General features: G+C 75.9%; 13 protein-coding genes. 6 read left to right on the plus strand and 7 right to left on the minus strand.

What is annotated here, in order from left to right; genetic code table 11:
* Positions 1-57: 57 nt before the first annotated feature.
* Positions 58-1422 (minus strand): cation:dicarboxylase symporter family transporter, encoded by a 1365-nt coding sequence (locus AB0O09_RS28415; RefSeq protein ID WP_363546176.1) that lies wholly within the window; start codon positions 1420-1422, stop codon positions 58-60.
* A 152-nt stretch (positions 1423-1574) separates the two neighbouring features.
* Between AB0O09_RS28415 and AB0O09_RS28420 the strand changes: the two genes are divergently transcribed.
* Both AB0O09_RS28420 and AB0O09_RS28425 read left to right on the plus strand, forming a co-directional pair.
* Positions 1575-3236 carry a sensor histidine kinase gene (locus AB0O09_RS28420; RefSeq protein ID WP_363546179.1) on the plus strand — a complete coding sequence of 554 codons (1662 nt, stop codon included), beginning with the start codon at positions 1575-1577 and terminating at the stop codon, positions 3234-3236.
* The gene (locus AB0O09_RS28425) at positions 3233-3931 is read left to right on the plus strand and encodes a response regulator (RefSeq protein WP_363546182.1); all 699 of its coding nucleotides are present in this window, start codon (positions 3233-3235) and stop codon (positions 3929-3931) included. The genes AB0O09_RS28420 and AB0O09_RS28425 overlap by 4 nt, the downstream gene beginning before the upstream one ends.
* Here the strand turns inward: AB0O09_RS28425 and AB0O09_RS28430 are convergent, their stop codons facing one another.
* Complete coding sequence (locus tag AB0O09_RS28430) at positions 3932-4534, minus strand: methyltransferase domain-containing protein (RefSeq protein WP_363546185.1); 603 nt, start codon at positions 4532-4534, stop codon at positions 3932-3934.
* A gap of 215 nt (positions 4535-4749) precedes the next feature.
* On the opposite strand from AB0O09_RS28430, the gene AB0O09_RS28435 reads away from it, so the two are divergent.
* The 4 genes from AB0O09_RS28435 (at position 4750) to AB0O09_RS28450 (ending at position 9983) form a co-directional block, all read left to right on the plus strand.
* The gene (locus tag AB0O09_RS28435) at positions 4750-6111 is read left to right on the plus strand and encodes a diaminobutyrate--2-oxoglutarate transaminase family protein (RefSeq protein ID WP_363546188.1); all 1362 of its coding nucleotides are present in this window, start codon (positions 4750-4752) and stop codon (positions 6109-6111) included.
* Entirely contained in the window at positions 6108-7583 is a 1476-nt protein-coding gene (locus tag AB0O09_RS28440; RefSeq protein ID WP_363546190.1) for a pyridoxal-dependent decarboxylase, read from the plus strand. The genes AB0O09_RS28435 and AB0O09_RS28440 overlap by 4 nt, the downstream gene beginning before the upstream one ends.
* A gap of 424 nt (positions 7584-8007) precedes the next feature.
* Positions 8008-8733: a tRNA-dependent cyclodipeptide synthase gene (locus tag AB0O09_RS28445; protein ID WP_363546193.1), complete on the plus strand. Its 726-nt coding sequence runs from the start codon at positions 8008-8010 to the stop codon at positions 8731-8733.
* 47 nt (positions 8734-8780) lie between these two features.
* Entirely contained in the window at positions 8781-9983 is a 1203-nt protein-coding gene (locus tag AB0O09_RS28450) for a cytochrome P450 (protein WP_363546196.1), read from the plus strand.
* Positions 9984-10002: 19 nt separating this feature from the next.
* On the opposite strand, the gene AB0O09_RS28455 is transcribed toward AB0O09_RS28450, so the two are convergent.
* The 5 genes from AB0O09_RS28455 to AB0O09_RS28475 form a co-directional block, all read right to left on the minus strand.
* Positions 10003-10809 (minus strand): inositol monophosphatase family protein, encoded by an 807-nt coding sequence (locus tag AB0O09_RS28455; protein WP_363546220.1) that lies wholly within the window; start codon positions 10807-10809, stop codon positions 10003-10005.
* A gap of 104 nt (positions 10810-10913) precedes the next feature.
* A complete protein-coding gene (locus AB0O09_RS28460; protein ID WP_363546199.1) occupies positions 10914-12086 on the minus strand; it encodes a type III PLP-dependent enzyme in 1173 nt (390 codons plus the stop codon).
* Positions 12083-13846: an IucA/IucC family protein gene (locus AB0O09_RS28465; RefSeq protein ID WP_363546202.1), complete on the minus strand. Its 1764-nt coding sequence runs from the start codon at positions 13844-13846 to the stop codon at positions 12083-12085. Before AB0O09_RS28465 ends, AB0O09_RS28460 begins: the two co-directional genes overlap by 4 nt.
* Before the next feature lie 47 nt (positions 13847-13893).
* The gene (locus AB0O09_RS28470; protein ID WP_363546205.1) at positions 13894-15585 is read right to left on the minus strand and encodes an IucA/IucC family protein; all 1692 of its coding nucleotides are present in this window, start codon (positions 15583-15585) and stop codon (positions 13894-13896) included.
* Positions 15582-16778: an ATP-grasp domain-containing protein gene (locus AB0O09_RS28475; RefSeq protein WP_363546208.1), complete on the minus strand. Its 1197-nt coding sequence runs from the start codon at positions 16776-16778 to the stop codon at positions 15582-15584. The genes AB0O09_RS28470 and AB0O09_RS28475 overlap by 4 nt, the downstream gene beginning before the upstream one ends.
* Between the last annotated feature and the right edge of the window lie 160 nt (positions 16779-16938).

Below are 16938 nucleotides of genomic sequence, written 5' to 3' on the forward strand. Positions count from 1 at the left end.
CCGGCACGCACGACGGCGCCCCCCGGGGGTCCGGGGGGCGCCGACCGGGCCGCGGTCTCAGGCCTTGGTGGTCTCCACCTCCGGTGCCTGCGGCTGCGCGGGGACGGCGCCGGTGTGCGGGTCGGCGAGCGCGGACTCGTCGAACGGCAGGCCGCCGGCCAGGACGCGGTCGAGCCGCTCGCGGTCGAGCTCGCCCGTCCAGTGGCCGATCAGCACGGTGGCCACCGCGTTGCCGGCGAAGTTGGTGAGCGCCCGCGCCTCCGACATGAAGCGGTCGATGCCGACGATCAGGCCGACGCCGTCGACCAGCTCCGGCCGGTGCGACTGCAGGCCGCCGGCCAGCGTGGCCAGGCCGGCGCCGGTGACCCCGGCCGCGCCCTTGCTGGCGATCACCATGAAGAGCAGCAGCGAGAGCTGCTGGCCCAGCGACATCGGCTTGTCCATCGCCTCCGAGATGAAGATGGAGGCCATGGTGAGGTAGATCGCGGTGCCGTCCAGGTTGAAGCTGTAGCCGGTCGGCACGGTGATGCCGACGACCGGACGGCTCACCCCGAGGTGCTCCATCTTGGCGATCAGCCGGGGCAGCGCGCTCTCCGAGGACGAGGTGGAGAGGATCAGCAGGAACTCCCGGCCGAGGTAGCGCAGCAGCGAGAACACGTTGACCCCGGCCACCAGCCGCAGCAGCAGGCCGAGCACCACGGCGACGAACAGCGCGCAGGTCAGGTAGAAACCGAACATGATCATGGCGAGGCTCTTCAGCGCGGCGGTGCCGGTGGCGCCGACCACCGCGGCGATCGCGCCGAAGGCGCCGATCGGGGCCACCCACATGATCATCGACATGATGCGGAACACCAGCCGCTGCAGGTGCTCGACGCCGCGCAGCACCGGCGCGCCGACCGGGCCCATCGCCTGCAGGGCGAAGCCGGCCAGCAGGGCCACCAGCAGGGTCTGCAGCACCTTGCCCTCGGTGAGGGCGGAGAAGAGCGTCGTCGGGATGATGCCGAGCAGGAAGTCGGCCGTCCCGGTGGCCTCGCCCGCGGCCGCCTGGGCGTGCCCGGACTTGGCCAGGGCACTCGTGAGGTGCAGCCCGGAGCCGGGCTCGATCAGGTTGCCCACCAGCAGGCCGATGCCCAGCGCCACGGTGGACATCACCAGGAAGTAGCCGAGCGCCAGCCCGCCGACCCGGCCGACCTTGGCCGCCTTGGTGACCGAGCCGATGCCGAGCACGATGGTGCAGAAGATCACCGGGCTGATCATCATCTTGATCAGATTGACGAAGCCCGTGCCGATGGGCTTCAGCTCCACCGCCGCGTCCGGCGCGGCGAGGCCGACGACGATGCCCGCGGCCACCGCCGCGATCACCGCCAGGTAGAGGTAGTGCGTACGGTCGGCTCTGCGGCGGACTGCTCCTGCGCTCGACATTCCACGGCTCCTTCGCCCAGCTGTCCCTGACGGCCCCGGGGGGAGGGCCGGTGAAGACTATGGGCGCCGGAGTGACGGGGGTCACGTTTGCGTTCATAGAGTTCACACCGGGCGGTGCCGCCGCCGGGGGAGGACCGTGCACACTGGCCGGTATGCGCATCCGCCCAGGCCGTCCGGCCCGCACGGCCCCGCCGGTCCGACCGGCCGCGGGGGACCGTCCCGCGCGCCGACCGCTGCGCAGCCTCGCCGGGCAGCTCTTCGCCGTCCAGGTGGTGATCGTCGCCGCGGTGGTCGCCGGCGGCGCCGTCCTCGCCTACCTCTTCACCGAGCACCGCACCCACGACGCCGCGGTCCGCCAGGTCACCGCCGCCGCCCGGGCCGTCGCCGACGCACCGGCCGTCGCCGAGGCCGCCACCGGCCCGGACCCGACCGCCGTGCTCCAGCCCTACGCCGAACGGGTCCGCCGGGACACCGGCGTGGACTTCGTCACCGTCATGGACACCCACGGCATCCGCTGGGCGCACCGCGACCCGGCCCAGATCGGCCGCCCCTTCCTCGGCCACACCGACGGCGCGCTCGCCGGCCGCACCACCAGCGAGACCTACACCGGCACCCTCGGCCCCTCCGTCCGGGTCGTCACCCCGATCCTCGACGGGCACGGCCGGGTGGTCGGCCTGGTCAGCTCCGGCATCACCCTGGAGTCGATCAGCGCCCGGCTGCGCGGCCCGCTGCTCGCCCAGGCCGGTGTCGCCGCGGGCGCCCTCGCGCTCGGCGGCGCCGGCACCTACCTCGCCAACGCCCGGCTGCGCCGGCACACCCACGGCATGGGCGCCGCCGAACTCAGCCACCTGTACGACTACCACCAGGCCACCCTGCACTCCGTCCGCGAGGGCCTGGTGCTGCTCGACCGCTCCCACCGGGTGGTGCTCTGCAACGACGCCGCCCGCGAACTCCTCGGCCTGCAGGGCGAGGTGGAGGGCCTGCCGTTCGACGCGCTCGGCCTGCCCGAGTCGCTGGTGCGGGCCGTGCTCGGACCGGAACCGGCCCACGACGAGGTGCACCTGACCGCGGAGCGGGTCGTGGTGCTCAACACCTCGCCGATCGGCACCGGCCTCGGCAGCGTGCTCACCCTCCGCGACCACACCGAACTCCAGTCGCTCACCGGCGAACTGGACAGCGTCCGGGGCTTCGCCGACGCCCTCGGCGCCCAGGCCCACGAGGCCGCCAACCGGCTGCACGCCGTCGTCTCGCTGGTCGAACTCGGCCGCCACCAGGACGCGGTGGACTTCGCCACCGCCGAACTCGAGCTCGCCCAGCGGCTCACCGACAAGGTCGTCGGCGCGGTCGGCGAACCCGTCCTCGCCGCCCTGCTGCTGGGCAAGGCCTCGCAGGCCGCGGAACGCGGCGTCGACCTCGTCCTCACCGAGGACAGCCGGATCGACGACGGCGTGCTGCCGCCCGACCTCGCCCCGCGCGACCTGGTCACCGTGCTCGGCAACCTGATCGACAACGCCGTCGACGCGGCCATCGAGAACGCCGCCGAGCACCCCGGCCCGCCCGAGGTCACCGTCATGGCCCGGGTCGAGGGAGGCCACCTGCTGCTCCGGGTCGCCGACACCGGCGCGGGCATCGACGCGACCGCCGCCGGCGAGGTGTTCCGCCGCGGCTGGACGACCAAGCAGCACGGCCGCGGCCTCGGCCTCGCGCTCGTCGCCCAGACCGCCCGCCGCAACGGCGGCACCGTCGAGGTCGGCCGCGACCGCGGCGCCGTGCTCACCGTCCGGCTGCCGCTCCAGCGGGAGGCCGCCCGATGACCGCCGAGATCTCCGTGCTGGTGGTCGAGGACGACCCGGTGGCCGCCGACGCGCACGCCCTCTACGTCGCCCGCACCCCCGGCTTCCGGGTGGCCGCCACCGTGCACAGCTGCGCCGGGGCGCTGCGCGCCCTGGAACGGGCCCGGGCCGCCGGCACCCCCGTCGACCTGGCCCTGCTCGACCTCTACCTGCCGGACGGCCACGGGTTGCAGCTCTGCCGCACCCTGCGGGCGGCCGGCCACACCACGGACGTCATCGCCGTCACCTCCGCCCGGGACCTGGCGATGGTCCGCCAGGCCGTGTCGGCGGGCGTCGTCCAGTACCTGCTGAAGCCGTTCAGCAGCGCGGCGCTGCGCGAACGGCTGGACCGCTACGCCCGCTACCGGGCCAGCCTCGGCCGGCCCGGCGAGGCGGTCGGCCAGGACGAGGTCGACCAGGCGTTCGCCCTGCTCCGCACCCCCGAACGGTCCGCGCTGCCCAAGGGGTTGAGCGCCCCGACGCTGGAGACCGTGGCCGGGGTGCTGCGGGCCGCCGACGCCGGGCTCTCCGCGGCCGCGGCGGGCACCGCCGCCGGGGTCTCGCGGATCACCGCCCGCCGCTACCTGGAGCACCTGGTCGACACCGGGCTCGCCGTCCGGGAGCCGCAGTACGGCCAGGTCGGCCGGCCCGAGCTCTGCTACCGCTGGCGCGGCTGATCAGACCCGTTCGGCGACGGCGAGGAAGCGCTCGTCGGTGTCGGTGTACGAGAGCGTCCGCCAGCCGCTCGCGGCCAGCAGCGGGCGGAGGTTGGACTCGGCCCGCAGGTCGTCCGGGGTGAGCGCGCGGCCGTGCCGGGCGGCGAGCGCGGCCCGCCCGATCGGGTGGTAGAGCGCGAGACGGCCGCCCGGCCTGGTCACCCGGGCGAGTTCGCGCAGGCCCTCGGCGGGGCCGGGCAGATGGGAGATCAGGCCGGCGCCGAACACCAGGTCGGCCACCGCGTCGGGCAGCGGCAGCCGGGCGCAGTCGGCCTGCACCAGGGCCGCGACCGGGCGGCGGGCCGAGGCCACGGCCAGCATCTCCGGCGTCAGGTCCACCCCGAGCACGGTGCCCCGGGGCCCGACCGCGTCCCTCAGCAGCGGCAGCGCCCGCCCGGTGCCGCAGCCGGCGTCGATCACGAACGCGCCCTCGCCGGGCGCCAGTTCGGCGATCGCCGCGGCGTAGCGCGGTCCGTCGTCGGGGAACTTCGCGTCCCACCCCGCGGCCCGGACCGCGAAGAACTCCCGGGTGCGTGCGCGCTCCGCGCGATCGTCCTCGGCCATGCGCCGCAGTCTAGGGGCCGGTCGGGGAGGGGCGGTGCGACGGGCGGCCGCAGCTGTCGCACCCACCCGGGCCGTGACCTTTCGGCGGCCGGCTCGTTGGGGCAGGGCGGAGCCGTACCCGGGGTGGATCCGGGGGAAATGTCCGATCCTGCGGCGGCGGACCGGCTCCAGCCAGTAAAGTTAGGCTTACCTAACTTCGCGAGGAGAGCCCGTCCGTGAGCCCCACCGTCGACACCGCCGCCCCGGCCGGTGACGCCATCCTGCGCCGCCAGCGCATCCGCGAGTCCGCCGCCCGCACCTACGCCCGGTCCTTCCCGATCGTGCCGGTCCGGGCCAACGGCATGACCGTGGAGGGGGCCGACGGGCGGCGCTACCTCGACTGCCTCAGCGGGGCCGGCACCCTCGTCCTCGGCCACAACCACCCCGTCGTGCTGGAGGCCATCCGCCGCACCCTCGACGGCGGCGCCCCGCTCCACCTCCTCGACATCGCCACCGCCGAGAAGGACGACTTCACCACCGCCCTCTTCGAGGCGCTGCCGCCCGCCTTCGCCGCCCGCGCCAAGGTGCACTTCTGCGGCCCGGCCGGCACCGACGCTGTCGAGGCCGCCCTCAAGCTCATGCAGACCGCCACCGGCCGCAGCGGCGCCCTCGCCTTCACCGGCGCCTACCACGGCATGACGGCCGGGGCGCTCGCCGTCACCGGCTCGGTCGCCGTCAAGGCGCCGCTGCCCGGCGGCGGCGAAGTCACCCGGCTGCCCTACCCGTACCCCTACCGCTGCCCCTTCGGGGTGGGCGGCGAGCGCGGCGCCGAGCTGTCCGCCGCCTACACCGAACGGCTGCTGGACGACCCGGCCGGCGGGGTCGCCGCCCCCGCCGCGATGATCCTGGAGGCCGTCCAGGGCGAGGGCGGGGTCGTCCCGGCCCCGGACGACTGGCTGCGCACCATGCGCCGGATCACCGCCGACCGCGGCATCCCGCTGATCGTCGACGAGGTGCAGACCGGCGTCGGCCGCACCGGTGCCATGTGGGCGGTGGAGCACAGCGGCATCGAACCGGACGCGATCGTCCTCTCCAAGGCCATCGGCGGCAGCCTCCCGCTGGCCGCCGTCGTCTACCGCGAGGACTACGACGGCTGGCGGCCCGGCGCGCACACCGGCACCTTCCGCGGCAACACGCTCGCCATGGCGGCCGGCGCCGCCACCCTGCGGTACGTCGCCGCACAGGGCCTGGTCGAGCGCTCCCGCACGGTCGGCGCACGGATGGCCGCCCGGCTCGCCGGCCTCCAGGGCCACCTCCCGGCGATCGGCGACGTCCGCGGCCGCGGCCTGATGCTCGGCGTCGAACTCGTCGACCCGGCCGGCACCCCCGACAGCTGCGGCGCCCTGCCCGCCGACCCGGCGCTCGCCGTCCGGGTCCGCGAGGCCTGCCTGCAGCGCGGCCTGATCGTCGAACTCGGCGGCCGCCACGGCGCGGTGCTCCGGCTGCTGCCGCCGCTCACCATCACCGACGAACAGGCCGACGCCGTCCTCGACCGGCTCGCCGACGCCGTCGAGGCCGCCTCCCGGGCGCAGCCGTGAGACCCCCGGCCGGCTCCGACGCCCTCTCCGGCGGCAGGGCCGGCCCCGCCGCGCTGCGGCCGCTGCTGGACGAGGTGCTGACCGCGCTCGCCGCCGGGGCCGAGGACCGCGGCGGCCCGATCCCGGCCGGCCGGCCCGACGACATCACCGGACTCGTCCGCGCCGCCCTCGCCGCCCCGTCCGGCCCCGACGCCCTGGCCCGGCTCACCCGGCTGCTCGCCGGGTACGCCGCCGACCCGGCCGACCCCGCCTGCGCGGCCCACCTGCACTGCCCGCCACTGGCCGTCGCCGCCGCCGCGGACCTCGCCGTCAGCGCCCTCAACCCCTCCCAGGACTCCTGGGACCAGGCCCCCGCCGCCACCGCCCTCGAGACCGCCCTGCTCGCCGAACTCGCCGCCCTGGCGGGCCTCCCGGCGACGGCCGCGGGCGTCCTCACCTCGGGCGGCAGCGAGTCCAACCTGATGGGCCTGATGCTCGCCCGCGACCGCGCCTTCCCCGGCGCCGAACTGCACGGCCTCCCCGCCGGGGCCCGCCCGCGGATCCTCGCCTCCGCCGCCGCGCACTTCTCCGTCCAGCGCGCCGCCGCCGTCCTCGGCCTCGGCGAACGGGCCGTCCGGCCCGTCCCCGTCGACCGCACCCTGCGGATGGACGGCCGCGCCCTGGCCGACGCCCTGGCCGACACCGTCCGCCGCGGCGAGACCCCGATCGCCGTGGTCGCCACCGCCGGCACCACGGACACCGGTGCGATCGACCCGTTGCACCGCGCCGCCGACCTCGCCGCTCAGTACGGCGCCTGGCTGCACGTCGACGCCGCGTACGGCGGCGGCGCCCTGCTCTCCGACCGCCTCGCCCCGCTGCTCGACGGCATCGGCCGCGCCGACTCGCTCGCGCTCGACTGGCACAAGCTCGGCTGGCAGCCCGCCGCCGCGGGCGTCTTCCTCGTCCGCCGCGCCGACACCTACGCCCCGCTCGCCCGCCGGGCCGTCTACCTCAACCCGGCCGACGACGAGGAGGCGGGCTACCCCAGCCTGCTCGGCCTCTCGCTGCGCACCACCCGCCGCCCGGACGCCTTCAAGCTCGCCGTCACCCTCGCCGTGCTCGGCCGCTCCGGCCTCGGCGCCCTGGTCGACGCCTGCCACCGGCTGGCCCGGTACACGGCCGAGGCCGTCGCCGCCGAACCCGAGCTGGAACTCCACTGCCCGCCGGTGCTCACCACCGTGGTCTTCCGCCACCGGCCCCGGTCGGCCGCCCCCGCCCGGCTCGACCGGCTCAACGCCGAACTCCGCCGCGAGCTGCTGCGCACCGGCCGTGCGGTCGTCGGCCGCACCGAACTCCCGGGTGACGGCCCCGGTCGCGTCCGTCTGAAGCTCACCCTGCTGAACCCGCACACCGCACCCGCGGACGTGGACGCCGTCCTCGCCGCCGTCCTGGCGGCCGGGCGCCGGGCGGAGGAATCGCACAGCGGCGGATGACGGTCGGTCGGTTCATTTCGGAGGAAGGCACACTGGCCATTCCTCCGGCGATTTGTTAATCGGCGAACATTCGTTCCGTGGACATGCGGTGCGACGCTTTTCCAGCACTTTTCGGCCGCGCCCGGTGGGAATTCCGCCAATCCCCGGGGCAGGCTTGCCGACCCGGTGAAGATCGGCGGTAGCTTCTCGTGGTCGCCGCCACACCGGGAGCACACGGCTCCCCGGGACTAGCGGCGCGAGGGGGCTCCGCCGTGCCGTCTTCGGCCTGCTCGCGGGCGATCTGAGCCTGCCCGCCCCCACTCCCCGGCCCCGTCCGCAGCGCCCCACCCCGGCGCCGGACCCGTGCGGCCGCCCTGCACGCGCACCTCCGGCCCGGTGAATCCGGAGCCGTCCGCACCCGTCCCCGTCCGGCGGAGGAATCGGCATGAGCGAAACACTGCTGAGCACCACGATCGACGAATTCCAGGCATTCCCGTACTCCGGGCGGTGCCGTCGGGTCTTCGCCCGCGGCGACCACCTGCTGATCGGCGTCAGCCCCGGGAACAGCTATTTCAGCGCCCGCCGCATCACCCGACTCGTCCACTGGGGGAAGGAGTTCTTCGACACGGTGGACATCGTCCACGCCGACCTGCACGTGGACGCCCAGTTCGGCGCCCAGGGCTACCCGCCGGACGCCGCCGCCCGCCGCGCCGCCAAGGAGGTCAAGGCCACCCGGCGGCGCGTCGAACGCGGTGCCGCCGACGCGGGCCGTCCGGGCGTCCGCACCCACGCCCTCTCCGACTTCACCGGCGGCGAGACGTACCGTCGCCTGCACACGGAGGTGCTGGCCGCCCTGGCGGACGACCGGCCCTTTCGCGAGGCCGCCGAGCGGATGGCCCTCGGCTTCCTCCGCGCCCGGCTCGACGGCGCCGCCCCGACCGCCGACCAACTCGCCGCCGGCCTGCGCTACATCGCGGCCGAGCTGCCGTTCTTCCTGAACACCCCGGCCCTGCTCGGCGTGCCCAGCTCCGTCGCCTGCTACCACCTCGAACTGCCGCTCACCCCCGTGCTGTTCGGCCGGTCGGACGGGCTGCGCGCGGCCCCCGGCCAGGCCTACGCGGTCGTCCGGCCCGCCGATGCCGATGCCGCGGCCGACCGCCGCGCGGCCTGAACCCCGATCACCGCACCACCCCCACCCCTGCCACCGCGAGGAGCCCGATGACCGTCACCGAACAGCCCGAGTTCGCCTTCCCGCTCTCCCGCCGGGGCGACCTCGTCCCCGAGGAGGTGGCCGCCCTGCGCGCGAAGCACCCGGTGGCCAAGGTCCGCACCATGACCGGCGATCCGGCCTGGCTGGTCAGCAGCTTCGACCTCGCCCGGCAGGTGCTGGAGGACGAGCGGTTCAGCCTCAAGGACACCGCCAACCCCGGCGTCCCGCGCCAGTACGCCCTGACCATCCCGCCCGAGGTGGTCGACAACATGGGCAACATCAACAGCGCCGGGCTGCGGCAGGCCGTCATGAAGACCCTCAACCCGCGCGCCGACAAGGAGTTGGCACCCTGGCTGGCCGCCGAGGCGCACCGGTTGATCGACCGGCTGATCGAGCAGGGCGCCCCCGGCGAACTGCGCGACGGCTTCACCGAGCCCTACTCGGCCGCCCTGCACTGCCGGCTGCTCGGCATCCCCACCGACGACTGGCGGCGGCTGATGGCCGGCATCGACGTCGCCTTCCTCACCAGCCCCACCCCCTTCGAGGGCTCGGCCGCCAACTGGTACAAGGACCTCGGCTACATGGTCGACCGGCTCAACGCCGCCCCGGAGCCCACCGAGGGCCTGCTCGGCCGCTTCGCCGAACTGCGCCGCTCGCCGGACGCCGCCGACCGGATCCCCGACGAGCTGCTCGCCACCGTGGCGCTCTCGCTGTTCGGCGCCGGAGCGGTCTCCACCTCGTCGTTCCTGCTGCACGCCGTGATCATGCTGGTGCAGCAGCCGGAGCTGGCCGGGCGGATCCGCACCGAGCCGGGCGTGATCGACCGCGCGGTCGAGGAACTGCTGCGCTGGAACCTGTCCATCGGCGACGCGCTGCCCCGGCTCGCCCTGGCCGACGTCCGGCTGGGCGAGGTGCTCGTCCGGAAGGGCGAACTGGTGCTCGTCCTGGTCGAGGGCGCCAACCACGACCCGGAGGTCTTCCCGCACCCCGAGCGGATCGACTTCGACCGCCCGGAGAACCCGCACCTCGCCTTCGGCGCCGGCCGGCACTTCTGCCCCGCCTCCGCGCTCGGCCGCACCCACGCCGGGATCGCACTGACCGCGCTGGTCCAGCGGCTGCCGGAGCTGCGGCTCGCCCTGCCCGTCGAGCAGCTCGCCTGGCGCCCCGGCTTCATCAAGCGGCTGCCCGAGCGCCTCCCGGTGCTCTGGTAGTCGAGGCGGCCCGGGGAGGTCAGTGCACGGTGGCGCCGAGCAGGATCTCCTGGGTGCGGTCCCACACCGCCGGGTCGCAGGCGACCAGCAGCCCGTCGAGACCGCCCGGCGGCTCCGGGCGGTACTCGCTGCCGTCGAGCCGCGCGGACACGCCGCCGGCCTCCGTCACCAGCAGCGAACCGGGGGCGTGGTCCCAGGGCAGGGTGCGCCAGTAGAGGATGAACTCCTGCCGGCCGTCGGCGAGCTGCGGGTACTCCATGCCGGCCGACCGCCGGCCGGCGGACACCTCGCCGAACACCCGGGCATTGGTCTGCAGCCGGTGGTGCAGCACCGGGTCGAGGAAGCGGCTCTTCACCGAGCCCCGCCACGTCGCCGGCTCCGGGGCGGCCGGCCGCCGGAGGATCCGCTGCCCGTCCCGCCAGGCGCCGGCGCCGAGTTCGGCGGAGAAGCAGACGCCGTCGACCGGCTGGTAGATCCAGGAGGCGACCGTACGGCCGGCCCGGACGAGCGAGGCCATCACCGCGAAGTCCGGGCGGCCGGCGACGAAGTTCGCGGTGCCGTCGACCGGGTCCACCAGCCAGCACGCCGGCTCGGTGGAGAGCGCCCGGGCCAGCGACGGATCGGCGGCCACCGCCTCCTCGCCGACCACCGGCACCGGCAGCAGCTCGCGCAGCCGCCGGGAGATGATCACCTCGGCCTCCCGGTCGGCGACGGTGACGATCTCACCGGGTGCCTTCTCCAGCACCTCGCCCGCCGCGAGGGCCCGGAACCGGGGCTCGACCGCCTCCGCCGACGCCTCGGCGAGGATCTCCGCCACCTTCTCCATCAGCACCCGAACGCTCCCTTCGCCGGATACCACTCTCCCATGCCCGGCCACCCCCGACCTGCGGCGGCCCCGGGACCACCGGGCACCGGGCGCACCCGGGACCGCTACCCGTCCAGGAAGTGGAAGCCCGGGTGGGGGTGCATGAGGAACTCGTGGTGGGAGATGTTCCAGGCGTAGGCGCCGGCCATGGCGAACACCACCCGGTCGCCCGCCCGCAGGCCCGCCGCGGGCACCCGGGCGGCCAGCACGTCCTTCGGCGTGCAGAGCTGGCCCGAGAGGGTGACCGCCGGGCCCGCCGCGGTCGGCCGCTCCCACGGGTGCGGCCAGTGCTCGGACGGCAGCACGGCGAAGGGCTGGGCGTGGCCCCGGGTGGCCGGGGTCCGCAGGTGGTGGGTGCCGCCGCGGACGACCGCGAAGTCCTCGCCGTGGCTGTGCTTGAGGTCCAGCACCTCGGTCGCGTACCAGCCGCAGTAGGCGGTGAGCGAGCGGCCCGGTTCGATCCGCAACCGCAGTCCGGGGTGCCGGTCGAGCAGCTTCTCCAGGCCGGTGCCGTAGGCCGTCCAGTCGAAGCGGCGGCCGGGGTCGGCGTAGTCCACGGCCATGCCGCCGCCGACGTTGGCCTCGGCCAGTCCGAGGCCGGCGGCGTAGTCCACGATCCGCTCGGTGAGGGCGAGTTGGCCCGCCGCGTCGAGGCCGCTGGCGAGGTGGGCGTGGATGCCGCGCAGCCGCAGCCGGCCGGAGCCGGGGGAGTCCAGCAGGCGCAGGCACGCCTCGACGCCGGCCGGGTCCATGCCGAACGGGCCGGGCCGGCCGCCCATGGCCAGGGCGACACCGTCGAGGCGGCCCTCGGCCACCGGCAGGTTGGCCCGCAGCAGGACGTCCACGGCCTTGCCGGAGGCCGCGAGCAGGCGCAGCTCGTGGACGCTCTCCACGTGCCAGCGGTGCACCCCGGCGGCCAGGGCGGCGGCGATCTCGGTCGGGGTCTTGCCGGGGCCGCCGAACGCGGTCGGCGCGCCCGGCACCGCGGCCCCGACGTGGGCGGCCTCGCCGCCGGAGGAGACCTCGTAGCCGTCCACGTACGGTCGCAGGGCGGTCAGCAGGGCCGGCTCCGGGTTGGCCTTCGCGGCGTAGTACAGCTCGACCCGGGCGGGCAGCGCGGCCCGGACGGCGGCGGCGTGGGCGCGCAGCGCCGGCAGGTCGTACAGGAAGGCGGGCAGCTCCTCCGGGGCGAGCGCCTCGACGCGGCGGGCGACCAGGGCGCCCGGGGAGGCGTTCACCGGGCGGCCTCGGCGAGCACCTCGGGGGCGAGCGGCGAGGGCAGCCGCACGTAGCCGGCCTGCCGGTCGGGGAGGCGCTCCCAGCGGGTCAGCAGGTTGGCCTTGGCGGGCAGCGGGGCGCCGTCCAGCAGGGCGGTCAGCCGGGCCGGGCGGCCGTGCGCGTCGGCGCACTCGTCCAGCACGGTGCGCAGTTCGGCCCAGAGGTCGGCCTCCAGCCGGCCGGACCGGGCGGGCGGGGCCTGGTCGGCGAGGGCGGCGAGCAGCTCGGAGAGGTGGTTGACCAGCAGGCAGTAGACCACCCGGTCCCAGCCGCGGTCGGCGTCGTAGGTCATCGGCCCGGCTACCTCGGGCGGCAGGCCCGCGAGCGCCGCGCCGTGCCGGCCGGGCAGCAGCTTGGTGCCCTCCAGGTCGCGGAAGAGCACCTGCCCGGGCCGCCCGTCGCCGTCCACGCAGACCAGCACGTTCTGCAGGTGCGGTTCCAGCACCACGCCGTGGTCGAAGTAGGCGGCGAGCACCGGCGGGACGACCAGCCGCAGGTAGCGGGCCCACCAGTCGCGGGCGGCGGCCGGGCCTGCGCCGTCCAGCAGGGCGGCGACCTGCGCCGAGCTGGTCGGGTACTCGTCGGCGACGGCGGCGGCCAGCAGCGGCGTGAGGCCGGGGCGGACGGCGCCGGCCAGGCCCTCGCGGACGATCAGGCCGAGGCCCTCGTACAGCGCGGTGTCGGGGCGGCCGTCCGGGCCGGGCAGGGCCAGCGTGCGGAAGGCGGGTTCGCGCAGCACGGCGGCGTCCGGGAAGCGCCGGGCGAGGTCGGCGAACGGCCCGGCCAGCAGCCGGGTGAGCGCGACGGCGCCGGCCAGCTCGTACGCGGCGTTCTTGCGCAGGCAGTTGGTGATCCGCACGTTGAGGCTGAACTTGAGGAAGGCGCCGGCGCCGTGGAGCGTGCGGACGGAGGCGGTGGCGGTGAACGGCGCGCCGCCCGGGCCCAGGTCGAGCACGTCGCCGCGGGCGAGCGCGGCGGTGAGCGCCGGGTGATCGCGCAGCAGCGAGAACTGCCACGGGTGGGCGGGCAGCAGCCGGTAGCCGGCCGGGACGGCGCCGCGCAGCCCGTCGAGCAGGGCGGCCGCGGCGGGGTCGGCGGCGTCCTCGGCGAGCAGCTCGGCGCGGACGGCGAGGTGGCGCAGCCGGAAGGCCGCCCGGGCCTCGGGCGCGTAGGCCGTCCAGGCGGCCGGGTCGGCGGTGCGCCCGGCGGAGCGGGCCTTGGGCGCGGGGTGGAAGCGGTGCCCGAACAGCAGCGCCTGCTCGGACTCCAGGTAGCGGTCCGGCCCGGGCTCCGGGCGGTCGGCCAGGGCGGCGGTCACCCCGGCGTGGCTGGAGGCGAGTTGGGCGAGGAACTCGTCGTTGGCGGTGCCGCCGCGGTGGCCGAGTTCCGCCTCGACCTGCTCGGCGAGCTCCCGCCAGCCCAGCTCCCGCCAGGCGCCCTCCCGCAGGCTGCTCGCGCGCGGGGCGTCGGCGGTGCGGGCGAGGACGGGGCCGGTGAAGCGGTGCGCGCCGGAGAGCGAGGTGCGGCGCAGCGCGACCCGCAGCAGAGCGCCGCGGCGGGGCAGCCGGACGACCAGGTGGCCGTCCAGGACGGCGGTCTGGTGCTCGGGCGCGGAGACCTCGCGCAGCAGGCAGTTGAGCAGGGTGTGCGCGACGGCGTGGTCGGCGCTGGGCAGCCCGGTGGGGGCGCAGGTGCGGCGGGCGTCGAGCCGTGGGGTCATCCGGTTGCTCCCTCGCGGGTGTGGGCGGCGGGCGCCTGCGGGTGTGCTCACCTGGGCGCCTCCAGCAGGTAGTTGGGCCCGGTGGTGTAGTGCTTGTTGATGTCGGCCGCGCCGGAGCGCTCCTTGCTGAGCAGGGTGCCGGCGGTGACCATCGCCTTCACCGGCAGTTCCCGGGCGTCGAGCAGGGCGGTGCGCAGCGGGGCGCCGGCCGGGCCGAGCCGGTCGACGGCCTCGGTGAGCCGGGTGCGCAGCAGTCCGAGGGTCCGTGCGAGCGGGGCGCGGCCGAGGGCGGCGAGCCCGAAGGCGAGGGCGCCGGTGCACAGGTGGCCGGTGATGGTGGTGAACAGGTCGGTGACCGGCCGGTCGTCCGTGCCGGCGATCCGGGCGTCGTCGAACGCGTCGGCGTACGGCGCCAGTTCGCCGAGGCGGGCGGTGTTGAGTCGGGGGCCGTCGTCGTCCTTGAGCAGCAGCCGCATCCGGGTGCGGCCGCCGGGGCGGTCCAGCACCAGCGAGGTGTTCTGCTGGTGCGCCTCCAGGGCGATGCCGTACGAGAAGAGCGTGGTGTGCCAGTCGAGCAGCAGCTGCAGCAGCTCGTCGTAGAGGCGCAGCACCTCGCCGTCGTGGAACCGGTCGGCGAGGTGGTCGAGGACGGTGCGCCCGCCGGGGGAGGGCGCGAGCAGGGCGGCCAGCGGGACGGTCACCGCCTCTTCCAGGCCCGCGGGTTGGCGGCGCAGCAGGACGGCGAGGAGCTCGTGGCCGGCGTGGGCGAAGCACTGCTCGTCGGCGTGCAGCACGGTGCCGGCGAACCGGGCCTCGCGGGCGGTGACGGCCTCCAGCAGGCGCTGCCCGGCGGCGCCGTCGACCAGGCTGCCGGGCTTGATGGTGCGCCGGTTGCGCAGGCCCAGGGTGGCGGTGGCCACGGGCAGTTTGAGGTGGACGGACGGGTCCTCGACGACCGCGACGGTGCGCATCGACAGGGTCGGGCGGACGGTCAGGTACGGCCGCTCGGCGAGCCGGGCACCGGGCACCGGCGCGGCCAGGCCGGGTGTCGCGGTGAGCGGGTGGACGGGCAGGGCGAAACCCGGGCCGGGCTCGCCGAGGTCGGCCGGGGCGGGCCACCACGCGGGCAGCGGGCCGGTTCCGTGCCGGGTGACGGCCGCCTCGGGCAGGATCAGCCAGCGCAGTTCGAAGGCGGGGTGGAACTCGGGTGCGTGGCCGCGCAACTGGTCGTCGGTGAGGCCGGCCCGGCCCCGTCCGGCGGGGTGCACCGGGTGGTCGAGGTAGGCGGCGAGGGTGTCGAAGCCGAGCGAGGCGGCCGGGCCCGTCCAGTCGGCCGGGTCGGGGCCGAGGCGCTCGGCGAGGCCGTCGAACACGGCGGGCCGGGCCAGGTCGTGCAGCCGCATGGTGGCGAGCGCCTGCCGGCACTCCTCGGCGAAGGCGGTGTGGCCGTCCCGGTCGCGCGGGTCGGCGAGGCCGGCGACCGCGGCGAGGATCTCGTCGAGGCCGGTCAGCGGGCGGCCGTCGACCTCCAGCAGAGGGCGGCGGGCCGTCCAGCGGCTCTGGAACCCGTCCTCGGTGACCGGCAGGGCGAGCCGGCCGCCGCGCAGCCAGACGCCGTCCGGTCGCTCTTCGAGCGTGGCGGCCGAGCGCAGCCCGAGCACGTCCTCGCGGTGCAGTGCGCCCAGCACGCGGCGGGTCAGCAGCTCCTCCGGGTCGTCCGTGCGGACGGCCGCGGTCACGGGGTGATCTCCCAGCGGTTGGCGGCGAGGAACCGGTCGACCGCGGCGTCCACGGCCGTGCGGTCGGCGCCGACCGCCCAGACCACGCCGAGGTAGTCCCGGTTGGTGCGGTGGTGCTCGTGGTGCTCGCCGATCGGGCGGAACGGCCGGTAGACCAGGCGGACGCCGTCCTCGTCGTGCTCCTGCGCGGGCGGCGCGGCGGTGAGGGTGCCGGCCCGGTCGGCGAGCACCGGCCGGTTGTGGCCGTGCGTGCCGGTGCGGGCGCCCAGGTCGTCCGGGAGCGCCTCGCCGAGGTGGACGCGGAGCACGAGTTCGAAGTACGGGATGTCGAGCAGCTCGGCCAGCATCAGGTCGCACTGGTCGCCGATGGCACGGTAGTTGACCTCGATGATGCGGGCCCGGCCGTCCGGCTGGACGACGAACTCGGTGTGGCAGGCGCCGAGCCCCACCCCGAGGGCGTCCAGCTGGGCCAGTACCTGGTCGACCACCGGGCCGGGGTGCTCGGCGACGAACTCCAGTGCCTCCTCGACGAAGTGCGGCGGCGGGGAGAGCCGGGTGCGGAACCCGCCGAGCACCTGGCGGCGGGTGCCGTCGCCGAGCGTCTCCAGGGTGTGCAGCTCGCCCTCCAGGAACTCCTCGACCACCAGGGCGTCCTGCGGCCGCCGCCGGCGCACCGCGGCGCAGTGGGCGGCGAGTTCGGCGGCGTCGGCGACCAGGGCGACGTCCTCGCTGGCGACCCCCTCGCGCGGCTTGACCACGCACGGGTACGGCGGGTCGAGCTCGGACAGCGGCTGCCCCGGGGCGAGTTCGAGGGCGCGGACGGCGTCCTGGCCGGCCGCGGCGAGGTGACGGCGGAGCTGCGCCTTGTTCTTCGCCCGCAGGGTGGCCCGCCAGTCCTTGGCCGGCAGTCCGAAGTAGTCGGCCGCCAGGGCGGTCTGGGTCTGCAGGTGGTCGCTGTTGCTGAAGACCGCGTCCGGTGCGTGGTGACGGGAGACCGTGCCGACGACCTCGCGGAAGTCGCGGACCTCGCAGCCCAGCACCTCGGGCGGCACGGCCAGCCCGCGGTAGGCCTCGCGGTGGGCGTCCGGCTGGTCGGTGAGCACGGTGACCGAGAGGCCGAGCCGCTCGGCGGCGGGCAGGAAGCCCTCGGTGACCGAATCGGTCGGGTTCAGGGCCAGCAGGTACAGCCGCATGGGCGTCGTCCTCGGGTGGTGGCAGGGGCCCGCGGGGCGCGGGGGCGGGCACGTGTCGGCGTCGGGCGGGGGGGGCGGGGCGCCCGCCGGGCGGCCGGGGTGCTCGGAAAAGCGAAACAAAAAAAACAAATAAAAAAAAAAATAAAAAAATAAAAATAAA

Source organism: Kitasatospora sp. NPDC093679 (genome assembly GCF_040683455.1).
Lineage (GTDB): Bacteria > Actinomycetota > Actinomycetes > Streptomycetales > Streptomycetaceae > Kitasatospora > Kitasatospora arboriphila.

Bases quoted from the DNA above. Each gene is read 5' to 3' on its own strand.
- AB0O09_RS28450 (WP_363546196.1), top strand. From the start codon at position 8,781: ATGACCGTCACCGAACAGCCCGAGTTCGCCTTCCCGCTCTCCCGCCGG.
- AB0O09_RS28415 (WP_363546176.1), bottom strand. From the start codon at position 1,422: ATGTCGAGCGCAGGAGCAGTCCGCCGCAGAGCCGACCGTACGCACTAC.
- AB0O09_RS28420 (WP_363546179.1), top strand. From the start codon at position 1,575: ATGCGCATCCGCCCAGGCCGTCCGGCCCGCACGGCCCCGCCGGTCCGA.
- AB0O09_RS28425 (WP_363546182.1), top strand. From the start codon at position 3,233: ATGACCGCCGAGATCTCCGTGCTGGTGGTCGAGGACGACCCGGTGGCC.
- AB0O09_RS28475 (WP_363546208.1), bottom strand. From the start codon at position 16,778: ATGCGGCTGTACCTGCTGGCCCTGAACCCGACCGATTCGGTCACCGAG.
- AB0O09_RS28430 (WP_363546185.1), bottom strand. From the start codon at position 4,534: ATGGCCGAGGACGATCGCGCGGAGCGCGCACGCACCCGGGAGTTCTTC.
- AB0O09_RS28465 (WP_363546202.1), bottom strand. From the start codon at position 13,846: ATGACCCCACGGCTCGACGCCCGCCGCACCTGCGCCCCCACCGGGCTG.
- AB0O09_RS28445 (WP_363546193.1), top strand. From the start codon at position 8,008: ATGAGCGAAACACTGCTGAGCACCACGATCGACGAATTCCAGGCATTC.
- AB0O09_RS28455 (WP_363546220.1), bottom strand. From the start codon at position 10,809: ATGGAGAAGGTGGCGGAGATCCTCGCCGAGGCGTCGGCGGAGGCGGTC.